Genomic DNA, 19,484 nt, shown 5'->3' with positions numbered 1-19,484 from the left:
CTCAGCCGCGCTCGGCTGCGCTCCAGGCGATGCCGTCGAGGATGTCGTGCTCGGACGTGACGATCGTCCTCAGGTTCCCGCCGGCGCGGGCGACCTCCGCCCGCACGTGCGAGATGACGTTGGACCACACCAGGGCACCGGCGACGATGACGTCCACCCGCCCCGGGTGCATGAACGGCAGCACCTCGCGGCGCGCGCGGCTCATCCCGATGAGGGCCCGGCACGAGTCGAGCACCCGGTCCACGCCCAGCACGGAGCCGTCGATGCGGGCGGGGTCGTAGCGCTCCAGGTCCAGCGCGTGCGCGGTGACGGTCGTCACCGTCCCGGCCAGCCCGACGAGCGTCGCGGCCCGGCCGAACGGGACCACCCTGCCCGCAGCCTCGAGCGCCGCGACGACGTCGGCGCTGGCCGCCGCGACCTGGTCGGGCGTGGGGTTCTCGTCGTGCAGGTGCCGCTCGGTCATCCGCACGCAGCCCACGTCCATCGAGGCCGAGGCCGCCGGGGACGTGGTGCCGAGGACCATCTCCGTCGAGCCACCGCCCAGGTCGACGACGAGGAACGGCCCGGGGTGCCGGCCGGCGAGCACGCCCGTGGCGCCCCGGAACGACAGGCGCGCCTCCTCCTGGCCGTCGACCACCTCGGGCTCGACGCCGATCGCCGCGCGCACGCCGTCCACGAACTCCTGCCGGTTCTCGGCGTCGCGCGAGGCAGACGTCGCCACGAACCGGATCCGCTCGACCCCCAGCTCTGCGCACGTCGCGGCGTAGCGCCGGGTCGCGTCGAGCGTGCGCTCGAGGGCCTCGGGCGCGATCCGCCCGGTGCGGTCCACCCCCTGGCCCAGGCGCACCACCTCCATGGTGCGCACCACGTCGGTCAGCGTCCCGGCGGCGACGTCCACGTCGGCGACGAGCAGCCGGATGGAGTTGGTCCCGCAGTCGATGGCAGCCACTCGGATCATGGCCGCAAGCCTGCCATCCCTCAGCAGGTGCAGACGCCCGGGCGCCACGTGCCCGCGATGAGCGCCAGCGCCTCGTCGCCCAGCGGGCTGACGCCGGGGCCGGCGGCGAGCGCGTGGCCGACGAGCACGTGCAGGCACTTGACGCGAGTGGGCATCCCGCCGGCGGAGATCCCGGCGATCTCGGCGACCTCGCCCAGCTCGGCGCGGGCAGCGAGGTAGTGCTCGTGCGCGCGGCGGTGCCCCGCGGCGAGCTCGTCGTCGTGCGCCAGCCGCTCGGTCATCTCGCGCATCACGCCGGAGGCCTCGAGCGTGGAGACCGCGGCGACCGCGCGCGGATGCGTGAGGTAGAAGGTCGTGGGGAACGGCGTGCCGTCATCCAGTCGCGGCGCCGTGCGGACGACGGTGGGCCGGCCGCACACGCAGCGCGCCGCCACGCCCACCACGCCGCGCGGCTCGCGGCCGAGCTGCTCGGCGAGGGTGGCGAGGTCCTGCGCGCTCACGTCGGTCACGGCGCGACCACAGCCTCGGCGGCCTCCGTCTCGGCCTGCGTCGGCACGCGCGCCGCGCCGGCGAGCTGCACGGACTCCCAGACCGTGGCGTACCAGGGCGCCACCGCGCCGCCGGGCGGCAGGGCTGGGCCGCTCACCACGCCGGGCACCTGGCTCTCGAGCGCCGGCACGTCGACGACCACCTCGGGGTCGATGACACGGTAGGCCGTCTCCCCCGGCAGCACGTACGAGAGCCGCTCCCGCGCCTGCGCCGCGACGTACGCGTCGGTGCCCCACCGGTCGAGGTCCGCGGCGAGGACCTCCTCCTGCTGCTCCGCCGCCGCGACCTGGGCCGCGAGGGTGTCGAGCTCGGCGCGCTGGCCGAGGTAGGCGCGGACCGTCGGGAAGAGCATCGAGAACGCGACGAGGAGCACGACGCCGAGCACCATCGCACGGACGGAGAACACCCGGGCCCAGCCGCCGCCCGAGGCCTCGCTCTCGCCGGGCACGGCCGCCGCGCGCGTGGTGCGCGCGCCGCCCGGCCGGGTCGCGGCCCGGTGCGCGGTGCGCGCCGGTCGGGCCGACGGCGACTGCCGCGTCGCCGTCGGGGCGCGCGGGGTGGCCGCGCGCGGGGCCGCCGCGGCCGCGGGGGCCGCGGTCCGGGCGTGCGGGGGCGAGGGCCGGCGAGACATGGGTCGATTGTGCCCCGGCGCGGTCGGGATCCGGCCGACCGCCCCCGGCGGTTCGCGCGGGCGCTCCCCCGACCGCACCCCGCCGTGCCCGTGCATGCCCGTGCATGCCCGTGCCTGCTCGTGCGTGCCCGTCCGCACCGGGACGCCGCAGGGCCCGGTCGACGGATCGACCGGGCCCTGCGGGACGTGCTACCGGCTGGTGCGGCCGGCTGCAGCGATGCTCAGGCCTTCCACCGCGGGAAGGCGCTCGCACCGGCGTAGCGGGCGGCGTCGTCCAGCTCCTCCTCGATGCGGAGCAGCTGGTTGTACTTGTTGATGCGCTCGCCACGGGCGGGGGCACCGGTCTTGATCTGGCCCGAGTTGGTCGCCACGGCCAGGTCGGCGATGGTGACGTCCTCGGTCTCGCCGGAGCGGTGCGAGACCATCGCGGTGAACCCGGCGCGCTGCGCCATCGTCACGGCGTCGAGCGTCTCGGTGAGCGTGCCGATCTGGTTGAGCTTGACCAGCAGCGAGTTGGCGGACTTCAGGGCGATGCCCTTGGCCAGCCGCTCCGGGTTGGTGACGAACAGGTCGTCGCCGACGATCTGGACCTTGTCGCCCACGAGGGAGACGAGCTCGCCCCAGGAGTCCCACTCGTCCTCGGACAGCGGGTCCTCGATGGAGACCAGCGGGTAGTCCGCGACGAGCTTCGCGTAGAAGGCGATCATCTCGGCGGGCGTGCTGGCCTTGCCCTCGAACTGGTAGGCGCCGTCCTTGAAGAACTCGGTCGCCGCGACGTCGAGCGCGAGGCCGACGTCCTTGCCCGGCGTGAAGCCGGCCTTCTCGATGGCGACGAGGATGAGGTCCAGGGCGTCGCGGTTGCTCGGCAGGTTGGGGGCGAAGCCGCCCTCGTCGCCGAGGCCGGTGCCGAGACCCTTGCTCTTCAGCACGGACTTGAGGGAGTGGTAGACCTCGGCGCCGGTGCGCAGGGCCTCGCGGTAGGTGGTCGGGCCGATCGGCGCGACCATGAACTCCTGGATGTCGACGTTGGAGTCGGCGTGCGACCCACCGTTGAGGATGTTCATCATCGGGACGGGCAGCACGTGCGCGTTGGGGCCGCCGAGGTAGCGGAACAGCGGCAGGTCGGCCGAGTCGGCAGCGGCCTTGGCCACGGCCATCGAGACGCCGAGGATGGCGTTGGCGCCGAGCTTGCCCTTGTTGGGCGTGCCGTCGAGGTCGATGAGCGCCTGGTCCACCAGGCGCTGCTCGCTGGCCTCGAAGCCGATGAGCTCGGGGGCGATCTCGTCCATGACCGCGGCGACCGCGTCCTGGACGCCCTTGCCGAGGTACCGGCCCTTGTCGCCGTCGCGACGCTCGACGGCCTCGAACGCACCGGTGGACGCGCCCGAGGGCACACCTGCCCTGGCGATGGTGCCGTCGTCGAGGGCGACCTCGACCTCCACAGTGGGGTTGCCGCGCGAGTCAAGGATCTCGCGGGCGCCTACGGCCTCGATCGTGGCCATGGAAGCTCCTTCGGTCGAGCGGTTCGGTGGATGTGCTGCTCACCAGGCGCCGTGCGCTCGCATCGAACGCGCGGCGGCCGGGCTACGGGCCGCCGGTCCTCGTCGACCGGCCACCGACCACCCTAGTGCGCACGGGTGGTCGGTGGTCGGGACGTTCGGTGGCTGTTCGGCCCGCGTCCGGGTGCTGTGCACGGATCGCGTCGCGATCCGTGCCCGCGGGGTCTCAACCCGCGGGCACCGCCGCGGGTGCGGTCTGCGCGGCGAGCGCCGCGACGATGGCGTCGACCTGGGTCTTGGCGTCGCCGAACAGCATCTCGGTGTTCTCGCGGAAGAACAGCGGGTTCTGCACCCCGGCGTAGCCGGTGGCCATCGAGCGCTTGAAGACCACGACGTGCTTGGCCTTCCACACCTCGATGACGGGCATGCCGGCGATCGGGGAGCCCGGGTCCTCCAGCGCGGCCGGGTTGACCGTGTCGTTGGCCCCGATGACGAGCACGACGTCCGTGCCCGGCAGGTCGGGGTTGACCTCGTCCATCTCCAGGACGATGTCGTACGGCACCTTGGCCTCGGCCAGCAGCACGTTCATGTGCCCCGGCAGCCGGCCCGCGACCGGGTGGACGCCGAAGGTCACGTGCACCCCGGCGGCGCGCAGCCGCGCGGTGAGGTCGGCCACGGGGTACTGGGCCTTGGCGACGGCCATCCCGTAGCCGGGGGTGATGACGACCGTCCTGGCCTCGAGCAGCATCTCGGCGACCTGGGGCGCGGTGGTCTCGCGGTGCTCGCCCTGCTCGCCCGTCGAGGCGACGACGGTGCCGGCCTCGACCCCGAACCCGCCGAGGATGACGCTGATGAACGAGCGGTTCATCGCCCGGCACATGATGTAGGACAGGATCGCACCGGAGGAGCCCACCAGGGCGCCCGTGACGATGAGCAGGTCGTTGCTCAGCATGAAGCCGGCCGCAGCCGCCGCCCACCCGGAGTACGAGTTGAGCATCGAGACGACCACGGGCATGTCCCCGCCGCCGATCGAGGCGACCAGGTGCCAGCCCAGGGCCAGCGCGATGACGGTCATGACGAGCAGCGGCACCACGGCGTTGGCCGCGACGAACCAGACCATGAGGCCGGCCGAGGCGAGCAACGCACCGAGGTTGAGCATGTTGCGGCCGGGCAGCGTCAACGGGGCCGAGCTGATCTTCGCGGACAGCTTGAGGTACGCCACGACCGAGCCGGTCAGGGTCACCGCGCCGATGAGCACGCCGAGGAACACCTCGACCTGGTGCACGATCGCCGCGGGCTCGGTGAGGTAGGAGTTGATCCCCACGAGCACGGCCGCCAGGCCGACGAACGAGTGCAGGATCGCGATCATCTCGGGCATCTGGGTCATCTCGACCGACCGCGCCCGCCAGATCCCCGCCGCGGCGCCGATCGCGAAGACCATCGCCACGAGCAGCGCGGTGACGAGCGCCGGACGCTCCGAGCGCACCAGGGCCAGCACGACGGTGGCGGCCAGGGCCAGGCCCATGCCGACCATGCCGAGCAGGTTGCCGCCGCGCGCGGTGGTCTGCTTGGACAGACCCGCGAGGGACAGGATGAACAGCACGGCCGCCACGACGTAGACGGCCTGCGCCAGCTGGGTGAGCATCAGGCGTCCTTCCTGAACATCCCGATCATGCGGTAGGCCACGAGGAACCCACCGAAGATGTTGATGGAGGCCACCGACGCCGCGACGAACGCGAGGGAGGCCACGAGCAGGTCGTCCGAGCCGAGCTGCAGCAGCGCGCCGACCAGGATGATCCCCGAGATGGCGTTGGTCTGGGCCATCAGCGGGGTGTGCAGCGAGTGGGACACGTTCGAGATGACGTAGTAGCCCACGACGACGGCGAGGGCGAACACCGTGAAGTGCCCGGCGAACGAGGCCGGGGCCGCCGTCAGCGCCGCGACGACGAGCAGGGCGCCGATGCCGTAGCCGATCAGCCGGCGCTGCCCACGCCGACGCTTCTCCTCGACCGCGAGCGCCGCCAGCCGCGCCTGCTCGGCCGGGTCCACCACCGCCACCGCTGCCGGGGCGGCCGGGGCAGCCGAGACCTGCACCGGGGGCGGCGGCCAGAGCACGGCGCCGTCGTGCGCGACGGTCATGCCGCGCTGCACCGGGTCCTCCAGGTCGAGCACCAGCTGCCCGTCCTTTCCCGGGGTGAGCAGCGTCATGAGGTGCACGATGTTCGTGCCGAACAGCTGGGACGTGTGCTGGGGCATGCGGCTGGTGAGGTCGGTGTAGCCGACGATGACGACGCCGTTCTCCGTGACGACGCGCTCGCCGGGCACGGTCAGCTCGCAGTTGCCGCCGCCCGATGCCGCCAGGTCCACGATGACGCTGCCGGGCCGCATCGCGGCGACCATCGCCGCGGTGATGGTGCGGGGCGCGTTCCCGCGCACCAGCGCGGTGGTGATGACGACGTCGGCCTTGGCGGACTCCGTCGCGTACATCGCCGCGGTCGCGCGCTCCTGCTCCTCGCTCAGCGCCCCGGCGTAGCCGTCGGCGCTGACCTCCTGCTGGGCGGCCTTGGCCTGGACGAACGCCGCGCCCATCGACTCGATCTGCTCGCCGACCTCGGGCCGCACGTCGAAGGCACGGACCTGGGCGCCGAGGCTGCCCGCGGCGCCGATCGCCGCCAGCCCGGCCACGCCCGCGCCGATGACGAAGACCTGCGCCGGGTTGGTCTTTCCCGCGGCGGTCACCTGACCGGTGAACATCCCGCCGAACTCGCTCGCCGCCTCGATGACCGCGCGGTAGCCCGCGACGTTCGACAGCGTGGAGAGCACGTCCAGCGCCTGCGCGCGGCTGATCCGCGGCACGGCGTCCAGCGCCATGCCCGTGACCCCGCGCTCGGCGAGCTCGCTCACGAGCTCCGGGTGACCGCCGGGGCCCATCATCGCCACGAGCGTCGCGCCCGGTGCCATGGTCGGGATCGTCGCCGGCGGCGCCACGCAGGTCACCACCTCGCTGGCCCACACCTCGTCGACGTCACCGATCTTCGCGCCGGCCGCCAGGTACGCCTCGTCCGCGAAGCTCGCGAGCGCTCCGGCGCCCGCCTGCACCACGACGTCGTAGCCCAGCGCGCACAGCTGCCCGACGGTCTTGGGGCTCGCTGCCACCAGCCGCTCGCCGGGTCGGGACTCTCTCGGGACGCCGATCCTCATCGCGGACTCTCCTCGTCGTGCCGTGCCGGGGCGGGACGGGCCCCGTCGCCGGCCCCATCCTGCCGTGCCTCGACCGCCCGCACACCGGCCTCAAGGTCCCGGACGACGCCGCGCAGCGCACCCTCCGCATCGACGCCCAGCGCCTGCGCACGCAGCACGAGGTCCAGCAGCTCGCGGCCGAGGCCGTCGGCGGCGTCGACCGGTCCGGCCGGCAGCTCGAGCGGCAGCCCGGCCCGCCGCACGCGGCCGACGACCTTCTGCGCGCGGGCCAGCGCCGGCAGGGCGACGGGGACGCCGTCGAGCACGGAGTCGCGGGACTTCTCCTGCGCCTTGATCTGCTCCCACCGCTGGTGGACGTGCTCCGCGTCGCGCACGCGCGCGTCGCCGAAGACGTGCGGGTGACGGCGCCGCAGCTTCGCGGCGATCCCGGCGGCGACGTCGTCGAGGTCGAACGGCTCGGTGGGGTGCTCCTGGGCGACCCGTGCGTGGAAGACCACCTGGAGCAGCAGGTCACCGAGCTCCTCGCGCAGCCCGGCACGGTCGTCGGTCTCGATCGCCTCGGCGACCTCGAAGACCTCCTCGACCGCGTAGGCGATGAGCGACGCATGGGTCTGCTCGGCGTCCCACGGGCACCCGCCGGGCCCGCGCAGACGGTCCATCACCGCGACGAGGTCCGCCAGGGCCGCCAGGTCGGGCGTGCTCACCGACCGACCCTCACGGTGCGACGGCGGCGGCGGGGACGATCCAGTCGGGTGTCGTCGCGCTGATCTGCCCGGTCGCGGGGTCGAGGCTGCCGTAGCGCGGGTTGACGTCGACGTCCAGCTCCGCGGAGGCCGCCTGGACCTCGGCGACGACGACGTCGCCGTCCGGCAGGCCCTGGAGGTTCTGCAGCGACAGGGAGAACAGGGCCACCTCGAGGGCGGCCTCGCCGAACGCCGGCACGGGGTCGATGCCGGCCGAGACCGCGCTCTCCTCGAGCAACGTGCGGGCCTCGTCGGCCGAGACGCCCACGCCGTGCTCTGCTGCGGCGTCGATGAACGTCGGGGCCACGACGAGCACGGACAGCACGCTGGCGGGCTCGGGGTTGCTCAGCAGGGGTGCGAGCTCTGTGGTGGCCTGCTCGAGGTAGGCCTGGGAGATGCGGCGGTCACCGACGACGGCGGCGTCCCCTGGCGAGACCGAGCAGCCCGCGAGAATCCCCGCGGCTCCCACGAGCGCCACGACAGCGATGAGACGCACCAGTCCCGACCTCCTCGTTCGGCGGCCAGCCCGACGGCGGGTCCGCGGGCCCATCGTAGGCGACCTCAGCCCACGGGCTGGCGCATCAGCACGCCGCTGACGAGCTCGCGCACCCACGCGAGCAGCTCCGTGCCGCCCAGCGGCCTGCCCCCCACGCGCGCCGTCGTCGGGTAGGGCACCAGCACCGTGCGCAGGGCCGGCTTGAGGATGGTGCCGGGGTAGAGCCGCCGCAGCCGCAGCTGCACGGACTCGGGCAGGTCGACGGGCGCGAACCGGACCAGCTTGCCCTGGACGGTCACGTCCCGCAGGCCCACCTGCCGGGCCAGGTTGCGCACCGTCGCGACCTCGAGCAGCCGGTCGACGGGCTCTGGCACCAGGCCGTAGCGGTCCACGAGCTCCGCCCGGACCGCCGCGAGCGCGTCGTCCGTGCTGGCCTCGGCGATCTTGCGGTAGGCCTCCAGGCGCAGCCGCTCGTGCGCGATGTAGGTCTGCGGCACGTGGGCGTCGACCGGCAGCTCGAGCGTGACCTCCGCCGGGCCCTGCTCGACCTCCCCGCGGAACGCCGCGACGGCCTCCCCGACCATCCGCACGTACAGGTCGAAGCCCACCCCGGCGATGTGCCCTGACTGCTCGCCGCCCAGCAGGTTGCCGGCCCCACGGATCTCGAGGTCCTTCATCGCCACGGCCATGCCCGAGCCGAGGTCGGTGTTCGCGGCGATCGTCTGCAGGCGGTCGTGCGCCGTCTCGGTGAGCGGCTTCTCCGGCGGGTACATGAAGTACGCGTAGGCCCGCTCGCGGCCGCGGCCCACGCGCCCGCGCAGCTGGTGCAGCTGGGACAGGCCCAGCAGGTCAGCGCGCTCGAGGATGAGCGTGTTGGCGTTGGAGATGTCCAGACCGGTCTCGACGATCGTCGTGCTGACCAGCACGTCGAACCGCTTCTCCCAGAAGTCGACGATGACCTGCTCGAGCTGGTGCTCGTGCATCTTGCCGTGGGCGGTCGCGATGCGGGCCTCGGGGACCAGCTCCGCCAGCCGCGCCGCCGCGCGCTCGATGGACTCGACCTTGTTGTGCACGTAGAAGACCTGGCCCTCGCGCAGCAGCTCGCGCCGGATCGCCGCGGTGACCTGCTTCTCGTCGTACGCCCCGACGAAGGTCAGCACCGGGTGGCGCTCCTCGGGCGGCGTGGCCAGCGTCGACATCTCGCGGATGCCGGTGACGGCCATCTCCAGCGTGCGCGGGATGGGCGTAGCGCTCATCGCGAGCACGTCGACGTTGGTGCGCAGCTGCTTGAGCAGCTCCTTGTGCTCGACGCCGAACCGCTGCTCCTCGTCGATGACCACGAGGCCCAGGTCCTTGAAGCGCACCTGGCCCGTGATGAGCCGGTGGGTGCCGATGACCACGTCGATGCTGCCGTCCGCGAGACCGGCGACGACCTCCTTGGACTCGGCGTCGGTCTGGAACCGCGACAGCGCGCGCACCGTGACGGGGAACTGCGCGTACCGCTCGGTGAAGGTGTCCAGGTGCTGCTGGACCAGCAGCGTCGTCGGCACGAGGACGGCCACCTGCTTGCCGTCCTGCACCGCCTTGAACGCCGCGCGGACGGCGATCTCCGTCTTGCCGTAGCCCACGTCGCCGCAGACCAGCCGGTCCATCGGCACCGACTTCTCCATGTCGGCCTTGACCTCGTCGATGGTGACGAGCTGGTCCGGCGTCTCCACGAAGGAGAACGCGTCCTCGAGCTCGCCCTGCCACGGGGTGTCCGGCGAGAACGCGAAGCCCGGGCTCGCCATGCGCGCCGAGTAGAGCTGGATGAGCTCCGCGGCGATCTCGCGGATCGCCTTGCGCGCGCGGCCCTTGGTCTTGGCCCAGTCCGCTCCGCCCATCCGGTGCAGGGAGGGTGCCTCGCCGCCGACGTAGCGGGTCACCTGGTCGAGCTGGTCCGTCGGAACGTAGAGCCGGTCCCCCGGCTGGCCCTTCTTCGCGGCGGCGTACTCGATGACGAGGTACTCGCGCGTGCCGGCCGCCGGGCCGGAGCCGATGGTCCGGGCCGCGAGCTCGACGAACCGGCCGACGCCGTGCTGCTCGTGCACCACGTAGTCCCCCGGCCGCAGCGCGAGCGGGTCGACCATGCTGCGGCGCCGCGAGGGCATCGCGCGCATGTCCCGCGTGGAGACGCCGGCGCGGCCCGTGAGGTCCTGCTCCGACAGCACCGCGAGGCGCAGGCCCGGTGCCCGGAAGCCGCGGGCTGTGGGCGCGACGGTGACCAGGACGATGCCGGCCTCGGGCTCGCCGTCGACCGCGGAGACCAGCCGGGCCGGGACGTCCACGGCCGCCAGCTGCTCGACCATGCGCTGCGCCGGGCCGTGCCCCTCGGCGGTGAGGACCACGGACCAGCCCTCGCGCTGGAGGCCGCGAAGGTCGCTCAGCGCCTGGCTGACGTCGCCGTGGTAGCCGGGGACGTCACGCGCGTCGAGGACGAGCGACCCGTCGGGGTCCGGCTCGCTCGCGGCCTCCGCCGTGCCGTCGTCTGCCGCGGCGAGGGTGAACCCGGACAGCGTCCACCAGCCCTGGCTGCGCGACAGCGCGTGCTCGCGCGTGGCCGCGTACCCGGCGAAGGACGCGGCGCGCAGGTCGATCGGGGTGCTCCCGCCCGCGGCGGCGGAGGTCCACGCCGCCTGGAGGAACTCCTCCGTCGTGGCCTGCAGGTCGTGCGCACGGCGGCGCACGCGCTCGGGGTCGACCACCACCACGAGGGCGTCGTCGAGCAGGTCCAGGACGGGGACCATGCGGTCCACGAGGGCGGGTGCCAGGGACTCCATCCCCTCCACGGCGATGCCATGGGCCATCTTCTCGAGCATCTCGGTGGCGCCGGGCAGCTGCTCGACGAGCGCCGCGGCGCGCTCGCGCACGGTGTCGGTGAGGAGCATCTCGCGGCACGGCGGCGCCCACAGCCCGTCGGTGGCGACCTCGAGGCTGCGCTGGTCGGCGACCGCGAACCAGCGGATCTCCTCGACCTGGTCCCCCCACAGCTCGATGCGCTGGGGGTGGTCCTCCGTCGGGGCGAAGACGTCGAGGATGCCGCCGCGCACGGCGAACTCGCCGCGCCGCTCGACCATGTCCACCCGGGTGTACGCGGCGGCGACCAGGCTCGCCACCACGGCGTCGAGGTCGGCGGTGTCACCGGCCCGCAACGCCACGGGCACCAGCTCCCCGAGCCCCTCGACGACGGGCTGCAGCAGCGCACGGACGGGCACCACGAGCACGCGCACCGGACCGGCCCCGCCGTCCGGCGTGGGGTGGGCCAGGCGCCGCATCACCGCGAGCCGGCGCGCGACGGTGTCGCTGCGCGGGGAGAGCCGCTCGTGCGGCAGCGTCTCCCAGGCCGGCAGCACGGCGACGGCGTCGGCCTGCGCCGGCAGGTAGCAGCGCACCGCGGCCGCGAGCTCGTCTGCCTCCCGGCCGGTGGCGACGACGGCGACCACGAGGCCCGGCGGACGGCCAGCACCCGGAGCCGCGGACGCGGGGCCCGTGAGCAGGCTCGCGAGCAGCGCGGGCCGCGTCCCGGCGGGCGCCACGACGTCGATCTCCGCGTCCCTGGCAGCGGGGACGGGGGCGAGCGCAGCGCCGAGGAGTCGCCCGACGGCGGGGTCGGAGGCGAGCACGGGCAGGAGGCCGGAGAGGTTCATCGTTCCTTCGTCAGGCAGAGCTTCCCTGGTCGGGGCGGGCCCCACGGGCCGGCCTCAGTCTACGAAGCGCACCGACACCCCCCGGCCGAGCCGGCCGAGCCAGCCGGTGCCGACCCCGGCCGACGCTCAGTCGATCCGCACGAAGACGTTGTCCACCGCGCCGTTGAACTGGTCCGGGTGCTCGACGACCTGCCCGTCCGCACCGACCTTGCCGCCGATGCTCAGCGGGCTGCTCGCGTCAGCCATGCCCACCGCTCCGATGGGACCGCTGCCCGTCGCCTCCCGCACCACCCCGGTGTCCGGCCGCTCGACGGTCAGGCGCAGGGTGTCGCCGTCGCGCTCGCACGCCACGCGGTACCAGACCGACGGCTCGATGGCCTCGGCGACCTCGACGAGCACCCGCCCGGCCGTGCCCGCCACCGTGCAGCTCACGGTGCCGTAGTCGAGCTGGAGCTTGTACTGCCCGTCGTCCTGCCACAGCCCTCGCTGCACGATGTTGTCGCCGTCGGTGTCGGGCTCGACGTCCGTGCGGATGTCGGCGCCGAAGGCGAAGGCGCCCGTCCCCGGCGCGAGCCGGTCCGTCGCGCCCGCGTTGCGGAGCACGACCACGGCCGCCGGCTGCCCCCGCGCCGGGAACGCTGCGGCGCTCCCCTCCCCGGGCGCCCCGTCCACCTGGCGGACAGCTCCCCCGTCGGGGACGACGACACCATCGACGGCGGCAGAGCCGCTCACGACGACCTCCGTGATGACGTCCACCGACGGCTCGTCGAACGACACCCGGACGTCGTCGCCCCCGGTCGGACGCTGGTTGAGCACGACGAGCAGGGCAACGGCACCGACCGCACCGACCGCCACGAGCGGGACCGTGGCTCTCATCCGGACAGACTCCCGGACATCGGGGCACCGCGCAATCGGGTGAAATGGGACATCTGGGGCGACTCCGGGACGCAAAGCGGGCAGTCTGTGCAGGTGGATCTCGCTCTCACCGCCGCGGCCTTCGGCATCGGCATCGTCGTGGGCCTCACCGGCATGGGCGGCGGCGCGCTCATGACGCCGGTGCTGGTCCTCTTCTTCAACGTCCCGCCCCTGACGGCGGTGTCCAGCGACCTCGTGGCGAGCGCCGTGATGAAGCCCGTCGGATCCGTGGTGCACCTGCGGCACGGCACGGTCAACCTCCGTCTGGTCGGCTGGCTCGCCCTCGGCTCGGTCCCGTCCGCCTTCGTCGGCGTGCTGATCCTGCGCGCGCTCGGGGACGGCGAGCGCGTCCAGTCGGTCATCACCGTCGCGCTGGGTGTCGCGCTGCTGGTGACGGCACTCGGCCTGACCGTCCGGGCCTACATCCGCCTGGTGGAGCGGGCCCGCAAGAAGGACGGTCGCGCGGCGCCGCTCCCTGCCGGGCCGCCGGTCGTGACCCCGAAGCCGTTGCCGACCATCGCCCTCGGCGCGCTCGGCGGCCTCGTCGTCGGCATGACGTCCGTCGGCTCGGGGTCGCTCATCATCATCGGGCTGATGCTCCTGTACCCGGGGCTCAAGGCGAGCCAGCTCGTCGGGACCGACCTGCTGCAGGCGGTCCCGCTCGTGACGTCGGCAGCCATCGGCCACGCGCTGTTCGGTGACCTCGACCTCCTCATCACCGCACCGCTGCTCCTCGGGAGCATCCCCGGTGTGTGGATCGGTGCCCACCTCTCCGCGCGCCTGCGCGGCGGCTGGGTCCGGCGGGCGCTGGCCTTCGTGCTGCTCGCCTCGGCGCTCAAGCTCCTCGGGATGCCGAACGCCCAGGCCGCCATGGTGCTGCTCGGGACGCTGCTCGTCGCACCGCCGCTGTGGATGGCGGTCCGGATCCGGCACGGGTTCCCTGCGCTGGCCACCCGCGAGGACCGCAGGAGGCCGCCCGAGGACAGCCGAGGGCAGCCACCGACCCTCGAGGCCGCCGAGTGACCCGCCACCACGTGCTGTCCGACGACGAGCTCGCCGCGACGGAGCTGTATCTGGCGGGGCTGGCCGGTGACCCGCAGATGCCGCTGCTGCTGCACGACGACGGACCCGTGCCGCCCGGCGAGCACGTGCTCCTCGAGGATCGTGGGGGCACCCCCGTGGCCCGGCTGACGGTCACCTCCTCCGCGCGGGTGGGCAGCAGCCTCGAGGTGCGCGGGCCGCTCACGCCCGAGCGGCCCGTCGAGGACGGTGTGGCCCGGTCCCGCCGCGTCACCGGCCCCGCCCCGGCGCAGACCCGCACGGTCGTCGCGTTCTCCGCCGCCCCGGGGCCGCGTGAGCCCGGGCCCGTGCCGCCCGGGCCCGTGCAGCCCGTCGCCGTCGTCGACGCCGGGACCGACGAACGCACGGTCCTGCGGCTGATCGACGCCGTCGACCGCGCCTGCGCTGGGCCGGACGTCCGCCCGGCGCAGCTGCTCGTCCTGCCGCGCACGGGTCAGCCCGCGCGGGACGTGGTGCTCCGGGCGTTCGCCGGGCAGGCGGAGGTCGTCGACCACACGGGCGCCACCGCCGCGCACGCACGGGGCGACGGCGTCGTGGTGCTCCTGACGGGGCTGTCCGGCTCGGGCAAGTCGACGGTCGCCCGGGCGCTCACCGACCACCTGCTGCGCACCGACGACCGTCAGGTCACCCTCCTGGACGGCGACGAGGTGCGGCGCCACCTCAGCGCCGGCCTCGGGTTCTCCCCCGCGGACCGCCACACCAACCTGCTGCGCATCGCCTGGGTCGCGGCCCTCGTGGCCCGGCACGGCGGCCTCGCCGTCTGCGCACCGATCGCGCCGTACGCCGCCACCCGCGCCGCGATGCGCGCCCTCATCGAGCCGGCGGGCCGCCTCGTCCTCGTGCACGTCTCGACCCCGCTCGAGGTGTGCGAGGCGCGAGACCGCAAGGGGCTGTACGCCAAGGCCAGGGCCGGCGAGATCGTCGGCTTCACCGGGATCGACGACCCGTACGAGGTGCCCGACGACGCCGACCTCACCATCGACACGAGCGTGACGTCGGTGGCGGAGGCTGTCGACGCCGTCGTCGCGCACCTCACCACGGGCGCCGCCGCCCCCCGGGGGGGCCCGGCCGGATGAGCCGGAGGAGCGTGCGCCGCCGGGACCGGGCACGACTGCGGCCCCTGGCCGCGGCGGTCGCCGCGACGGCCTGCCTCGTGCTGCTGCCCGCCACCCTCACGGCCTGCACCGGGGGACCCGCACCCGCACCGTCCGGCACCGTCGCCACCGGGAGCCCCGGCGGGGACGGGGCTCCCCCCGAGACCCCGGCCCCGGTACCCACCGTCACCCCGGCGCCCACCCTCGACCCCGTGGCGCCCGAGACCCTGAGCACGGCCCCCCGGTCCGTCACGAGCGAGGTGGCCGGTCGGCTCACGAGCGTCACCGCGCGGTCGGCGGCGACGTCGGACCAGGTCCGCTTCGAGTTCGCCGACGGCCTCGTCCCCGGGTACGACGTCCGCTACGTGGACGTCATGGAACGCGCCGAGGACGAGGCCGTGCTGCTCGCGGGCTCCGCCGCGCTGTCGGTGACCTTCACGAGCTCCGCACCCGGCCCCGAGGGGACGACGGCCCCCGACGTCGTCACCAACGAGACGTTCGGCCTGCCGGTGGTCCGCCAGATCGTGCTCGTGACCAACCTCGGCGGGACCCTCACCTTCGGTGTCGGGGCCAGCACGCAGGTGCCCTTCACGGTGACCGTGGACGGTGCGACCCTCGTCGTCGACCTGCAGCACCCCTGACCGGCGACCGCGACGTCAGGGAGCCGGCCGCAGGACGATCGACGCCATGAACGCCTTGCTGCTGGCGGAGTCCGCCGTCGCGGTCAGGCCGCCGACGGTCCCGGCGACCGCGATCCGGGTCTCGCCGGCCGCAGCCGTCACGCGGCCGCTCCCGGTTCCCGTCGACGAGGCACGCAGCGCGACGTCCACCGGCAGCACGAGCGTCGTCGTCGCAGACGACTTCTCGCCCCAGTAGGAGACCAGCACGCCGTCCGCGACGCCGGCGACCTGCGGCGTCGTGTGAGCGGCCGAGGTCACGGAGTCGAAGGCGATCGCCGAGGCCGACACCGGTGCCGCGGGGTCCACACCCCGGTAGACCAGCAGGGACGCGTCACCCTTGAGGATCGCGCTCGCGGTGACCGTCACGGAGCCACCCAGGTCTCCCGCGGCGACGGTCCGTGTCCACACCCGGCCGATGACGCCGTTCGTCGAGCTCCCGCCGGCCACGGGCTGCCATCCCGCGGGGTCGCCGACCGTCACCGCCGTCGAGTTGCCCGAGAACAGCAGCACCATGACGTCGCCGACCGTGGCCGACGCCGGGACCGCGACGGGGAAGGTCGTCGCGCTGCGGTTCACGGCGGCCGCGCCGACGAACTCGATCCCGTCGGCCGCGACGTCCACCGTCGCCGTGCTGGTCGCCGTGGCGCCCTGGGCATCGGTGACCGTCAGCGTGACGGCGTAGCTGCCGCTCAGCGGGAAGCCGTGGCTCGGGGCGGCGCCCGTGCCCGTGCCACCGTCACCGAACGTCCACGCGTAGGCCACGATCGGCCCGTCGGCGTCGCTCGACGCAGCCGCGTCGAACGCGCAGGCCAGCTGGGCGCAGGACGTGGTGAACGACGCCACCGGCGGGCTGAAGACGTACGCCACCTCGACCGTCTGGGTCTCGGTGTCCGTCCCGCCGACCGCGTCCGTCACCGTCAGGACGACGTCGAACGACCCGTCGGCACCGAAGGTGTGGCTCGCGGTCGCACCGCTCGCCGTCAGGCCGTCGCCGAAGTCCCAGGCGTACCCGGCGAGCGGGCCCTCGGCGTCCGTCGACGCCGAGGCGTCGAACGAGCAGACCCGGCTCGTGCAGGTCGCTGTGAACGACCCGACGGGGGTCTGGTCGACGAACGTCACCGAGACCTGCTCCGTCACGGAGTCCGTCGCACCCTGGGCGTCGGTCACCGTGAGGGTGACGTCGTAGGTTCCGGCGGCCGCGTAGGTGTGCGTCGCCTCGGCGTCGGTGCTCGTCGTCCCGTCACCGAAGGACCACGCGTGGCTGACGATGGCGCCGCCCGGGTCGACGGAGGCCGCCGACGAGAAGGAGCACACCTGGTCGGCGCACGTGACGCTCTGCTGCGCGTCCGGCGGGAAGTTGGCAGCCGAGCCATCGGCCGCCTGATAGACGAACGGCGCGGCCGAGAGCCACGACGTGCCGTCGACGGCCGGACCCGACGCCGTCACGACGGTGCCGGCCACCATCGCGCCGTCGGCCCACTGGACGCGCTGGAGCGCGCCGCTCGGCTGCACGAGGTAGAGCCAGCCGGACGCGAGGAACATGCCCTTGACGTTCGCCAGGTCGACCCCCGCGACGGAGGCCTGGGTGAACTCCTGCGCGCCGATGACGCCGCTCTCGGTGGTGAGGTAGCGCATCCGCAGGGTGGTGCCGCCCGAGACCGTGTAGTACATCCGGCCGTTGTCGTAGAACACGCCCGTCAGTCGCGACGCGGCGTCGTGCCATGCCACGAGCGGCGTGATGAGGTCGGACGTGCTGACCGCCGCCGGAGCGCCCCAGGTGGCACCGTCGAACGTGCGCCGCACGAGGCTGCCGTTGGCGGACGCCAGGTACACGACACCGTTGACCATGAACGCCCCGCGCACCCCGGCGAAGTCCACGACACCGCTCGCGTCGGTGGAGGCACCGAGCGCCGTGCCGGTGAACTGCGTGGTCCGGACCACCCGCGTCGCGGTGGCCGGCACGCCGTCGGTCCGCACGATCTCGATCGCGTTGACGAGCGGGTTGTTGACCACCCGACCGAAGGCGATGTTCACCGAGCCGTCGCTGACGAGGTCGAACGCCTTCATCGTCCCGCGGTGGGTGCCGACCTCGGCGGCGATGTCGTAGTCGTCGAGCGCGAGCACGCCGTCGAGCGACACGTCGAAGACCCGCTGCCCCGGCAGCTGCGTGGCCGTGGACCGGTTGGCGAAGTAGAGCCGCACCTGGATCGGCGTCCCGGCGGCCACGGGGAAGGTCCACTGCATGTCGGGCGACGAGCTCGGGTCGTTGCGCTCGGAGGAGAACACCGCGTTGGGGGTGGTGCTCGGCACGGCAGCGGTCGTGTCGACCCCCGCGGCCCAGGTCGCGGCGGTGCTGCCGCTGGTGCGGTAGACGCTCGTGGACGAGGTGTCGGCGGTCCACGTGGGCCCGCCGTCGCTGCTGGCCACGACGGCGCCGCCGGCGTTCACCCGGTACAGGACCGAGGTCGGCTCGGCGGCGGCGGCGGGCGCCAGGAGGACCACCGCGCCCGGCAGGCTCGGGGTCGTCGTGGTCGGGACCGTCGTCCCCCCGGCGAGCGGCAGGAACGCGATGCGGCCGTGGTACTCGGACGCCCCGATCCGGTCCGTGTCCGAGCCCACCCACAGGCCCGTGGGCGTGGCGAGCATGTCGAAGACGCCGACGCCGCGCGTGCGGCCCGGGTTCCAGGTCAGCGGCAGCCCGTTGCTCGGGTCGAGGGCGGCGATGCCGTCGCGGGCCACCGAGCCGGCGCCGGCGGTGTCGGAGGCGAACGGGTTGTTCTGCCAGCGCATGTGCCCGCCCACGTAGACCGCCGCGCCGGTGATGGCCACGGCATAGGTCGTGTCGCCACCCGTGTAGTTGATCCACTCGGGGCGGATGCCGGTCCCGGTGCGCGCCAGGTCGAACCGCGCCGTGGTGTCGCAGGACGTCGTCGTGCCGCGGTAGCCGCCGGTCGTGGAGATGACGACGTAGGTGCCGTCCGGCGAGATGTCCAGGTCCCGCAGGTAGGTGCTGAACACCGACGCGCAGGTCGACGTGTAGAAGGTGGTGCCCCAGTTCGCCATCGCGGCGGACGGCCCGGTGAGGTCGAGCATGAACGCCTGGTGCCCGGCCGTGCCGGACACGTTGTCGAAGTTGCCGATCGCGACGAGGCGGCTGCCGTCCGGTGTGACGTCGATCTTCGCGACGGTGGTGGTCCCGCCGTTGTGCACGCCCTGCACGGTCAGGCTCATGTAGGGGTCGTAGGCGCCCGTGGTGGCGTTGAGCGTCACGAGCGCCGGGCGGGCGGTGGCCGCGATCGACGTGAACGCCCCGGCGACCCAGAGCCGGTTGCCGACGAGCCGGAGGTCGGTGACCTTCCCGTTGGCTGCGACGTTGCGGAAGCCCACGACGTTGGCGCCCGTCGTCACGGAGACCTGCGCGACCTTGCGACGCGTCTGGCCGGAGATCGTGTTGAAGGCACCACCGACGTAGACGCTGGTCCCGTCCGCGGACGGGATGACCGTGGTCACGGCGCCGTCCGGCGACGGGTTGAACGTCTCGCTGATGACACCCGTGGTGGCGTCGAAGGCCACGAGGTTGCGTCGGGCGATCTCCGTGGCGTCGGCGGCGCTGCGCACGCGGGTGAAGCTGCCGCCGAGGATGATGAGGTTGCCGACCTGCGCGATCGAGTCGACCTCCCCGTCGAGCACGTGCGGGGTGAACCCGACCGGGTTGTCGCTGACCACCTGGTCCTGGGCCACCTGCACGGCCGCTGCCGGCGAGACCCCGGCGAGGAGCATCCCGGTGAGGGTCATCGCCGTGGCGACGAGCCCGGCAGTCCACTTGCGCATGGTCGCTCCAGACCTCGTGGCTCGTCCCTGGCGCAAGCCGCGATCCCATGGTATGCGGGCAATCCGGACATTTCGTGCGCTGATCGGGTGATCCGCGAGATTTCACCCGGTGCGGGGCACT

General features: G+C 73.7%; 14 protein-coding genes. 3 read left to right on the top strand and 11 right to left on the bottom strand.

Annotation, left to right across the window (positions count from 1 at the left end; translation table 11 throughout):
* Position 1: 1 nt before the first annotated feature.
* From PKY62_RS03050 to PKY62_RS03005, 10 genes are all read right to left on the bottom strand, one after another.
* Positions 2-958, bottom strand: a complete 957-nt coding sequence (locus tag PKY62_RS03050) for a Ppx/GppA phosphatase family protein (RefSeq protein WP_324534733.1) — start codon at positions 956-958, stop codon at positions 2-4.
* A gap of 20 nt (positions 959-978) precedes the next feature.
* Positions 979-1,467, bottom strand: coding sequence for a DUF501 domain-containing protein (locus tag PKY62_RS03045; RefSeq protein WP_324534730.1), 489 nt, complete (start codon positions 1,465-1,467; stop codon positions 979-981).
* Positions 1,464-2,138 carry an FtsB family cell division protein gene (locus PKY62_RS03040; protein ID WP_324534728.1) on the bottom strand — a complete coding sequence of 225 codons (675 nt, stop codon included), beginning with the start codon at positions 2,136-2,138 and terminating at the stop codon, positions 1,464-1,466. Before PKY62_RS03040 ends, PKY62_RS03045 begins: the two co-directional genes overlap by 4 nt.
* 221 nt (positions 2,139-2,359) lie before the next feature.
* Positions 2,360-3,640: a phosphopyruvate hydratase gene (gene eno, locus PKY62_RS03035; RefSeq protein WP_324534726.1), complete on the bottom strand. Its 1,281-nt coding sequence runs from the start codon at positions 3,638-3,640 to the stop codon at positions 2,360-2,362.
* A gap of 223 nt (positions 3,641-3,863) precedes the next feature.
* Positions 3,864-5,282: a Re/Si-specific NAD(P)(+) transhydrogenase subunit beta gene (pntB, locus tag PKY62_RS03030; protein WP_324534724.1), complete on the bottom strand. Its 1,419-nt coding sequence runs from the start codon at positions 5,280-5,282 to the stop codon at positions 3,864-3,866.
* Positions 5,282-6,838: a Re/Si-specific NAD(P)(+) transhydrogenase subunit alpha gene (locus tag PKY62_RS03025; RefSeq protein ID WP_324534722.1), complete on the bottom strand. Its 1,557-nt coding sequence runs from the start codon at positions 6,836-6,838 to the stop codon at positions 5,282-5,284. Before PKY62_RS03025 ends, pntB begins: the two co-directional genes overlap by 1 nt.
* The gene (locus PKY62_RS03020; RefSeq protein ID WP_324534720.1) at positions 6,835-7,542 is read right to left on the bottom strand and encodes a nucleoside triphosphate pyrophosphohydrolase; all 708 of its coding nucleotides are present in this window, start codon (positions 7,540-7,542) and stop codon (positions 6,835-6,837) included. Before PKY62_RS03020 ends, PKY62_RS03025 begins: the two co-directional genes overlap by 4 nt.
* 10 nt (positions 7,543-7,552) lie before the next feature.
* Complete coding sequence (locus PKY62_RS03015; RefSeq protein ID WP_324534718.1) at positions 7,553-8,077, bottom strand: SurA N-terminal domain-containing protein; 525 nt, start codon at positions 8,075-8,077, stop codon at positions 7,553-7,555.
* A gap of 65 nt (positions 8,078-8,142) precedes the next feature.
* Complete coding sequence (mfd, locus tag PKY62_RS03010; protein ID WP_324534716.1) at positions 8,143-11,763, bottom strand: transcription-repair coupling factor; 3,621 nt, start codon at positions 11,761-11,763, stop codon at positions 8,143-8,145.
* Between the two features lie 126 nt (positions 11,764-11,889).
* Positions 11,890-12,639 carry a LamG domain-containing protein gene (locus PKY62_RS03005; protein ID WP_324534714.1) on the bottom strand — a complete coding sequence of 250 codons (750 nt, stop codon included), beginning with the start codon at positions 12,637-12,639 and terminating at the stop codon, positions 11,890-11,892.
* Positions 12,640-12,732: 93 nt separating this feature from the next.
* Here PKY62_RS03005 and PKY62_RS03000 point away from each other — a divergent pair, with 93 nt between their 5' ends.
* Genes PKY62_RS03000 through PKY62_RS02990 form a run of 3 tightly spaced genes read left to right on the top strand, consistent with a single transcriptional unit; the run spans position 12,733 to position 15,493 of the window.
* Positions 12,733-13,701, top strand: coding sequence for a sulfite exporter TauE/SafE family protein (locus PKY62_RS03000; RefSeq protein ID WP_324534712.1), 969 nt, complete (start codon positions 12,733-12,735; stop codon positions 13,699-13,701).
* Positions 13,698-14,834, top strand: coding sequence for an adenylyl-sulfate kinase (cysC, locus tag PKY62_RS02995; RefSeq protein ID WP_324534710.1), 1,137 nt, complete (start codon positions 13,698-13,700; stop codon positions 14,832-14,834). The genes PKY62_RS03000 and cysC overlap by 4 nt, the downstream gene beginning before the upstream one ends.
* On the top strand, positions 14,831-15,493 hold the full coding sequence (locus tag PKY62_RS02990) for an AMIN-like domain-containing (lipo)protein (protein WP_324534708.1): 663 nt from the start codon (positions 14,831-14,833) through the stop codon (positions 15,491-15,493). The genes cysC and PKY62_RS02990 overlap by 4 nt, the downstream gene beginning before the upstream one ends.
* A gap of 15 nt (positions 15,494-15,508) precedes the next feature.
* Here the strand turns inward: PKY62_RS02990 and PKY62_RS02985 are convergent, their stop codons facing one another.
* Entirely contained in the window at positions 15,509-19,363 is a 3,855-nt protein-coding gene (locus PKY62_RS02985) for a PKD domain-containing protein (RefSeq protein WP_324534706.1), read from the bottom strand.
* Between the last annotated feature and the right edge of the window lie 121 nt (positions 19,364-19,484).

The organism is Actinotalea sp. (assembly GCF_035443605.1).
Lineage (GTDB): Bacteria > Actinomycetota > Actinomycetes > Actinomycetales > Cellulomonadaceae > Actinotalea.
The sequence above is the reverse complement of the archived record's forward strand: the minus strand, read 5'-3'. Positions and strand labels throughout refer to the sequence as shown.

Excerpts from the sequence above, each read along its gene's own strand:
- PKY62_RS02985 (WP_324534706.1), bottom strand. The coding sequence starts at position 19,363 with ATGCGCAAGTGGACTGCCGGGCTCGTCGCCACGGCGATGACCCTCACC.
- PKY62_RS02990 (WP_324534708.1), top strand. The coding sequence starts at position 14,831 with ATGAGCCGGAGGAGCGTGCGCCGCCGGGACCGGGCACGACTGCGGCCC.
- PKY62_RS03025 (WP_324534722.1), bottom strand. The coding sequence starts at position 6,838 with ATGAGGATCGGCGTCCCGAGAGAGTCCCGACCCGGCGAGCGGCTGGTG.
- PKY62_RS03040 (WP_324534728.1), bottom strand. The coding sequence starts at position 2,138 with ATGTCTCGCCGGCCCTCGCCCCCGCACGCCCGGACCGCGGCCCCCGCG.
- pntB (WP_324534724.1), bottom strand. The coding sequence starts at position 5,282 with ATGCTCACCCAGCTGGCGCAGGCCGTCTACGTCGTGGCGGCCGTGCTG.
- PKY62_RS03005 (WP_324534714.1), bottom strand. The coding sequence starts at position 12,639 with ATGAGAGCCACGGTCCCGCTCGTGGCGGTCGGTGCGGTCGGTGCCGTT.
- mfd (WP_324534716.1), bottom strand. The coding sequence starts at position 11,763 with ATGAACCTCTCCGGCCTCCTGCCCGTGCTCGCCTCCGACCCCGCCGTC.
- PKY62_RS03050 (WP_324534733.1), bottom strand. The coding sequence starts at position 958 with ATGATCCGAGTGGCTGCCATCGACTGCGGGACCAACTCCATCCGGCTG.
- eno (WP_324534726.1), bottom strand. The coding sequence starts at position 3,640 with ATGGCCACGATCGAGGCCGTAGGCGCCCGCGAGATCCTTGACTCGCGC.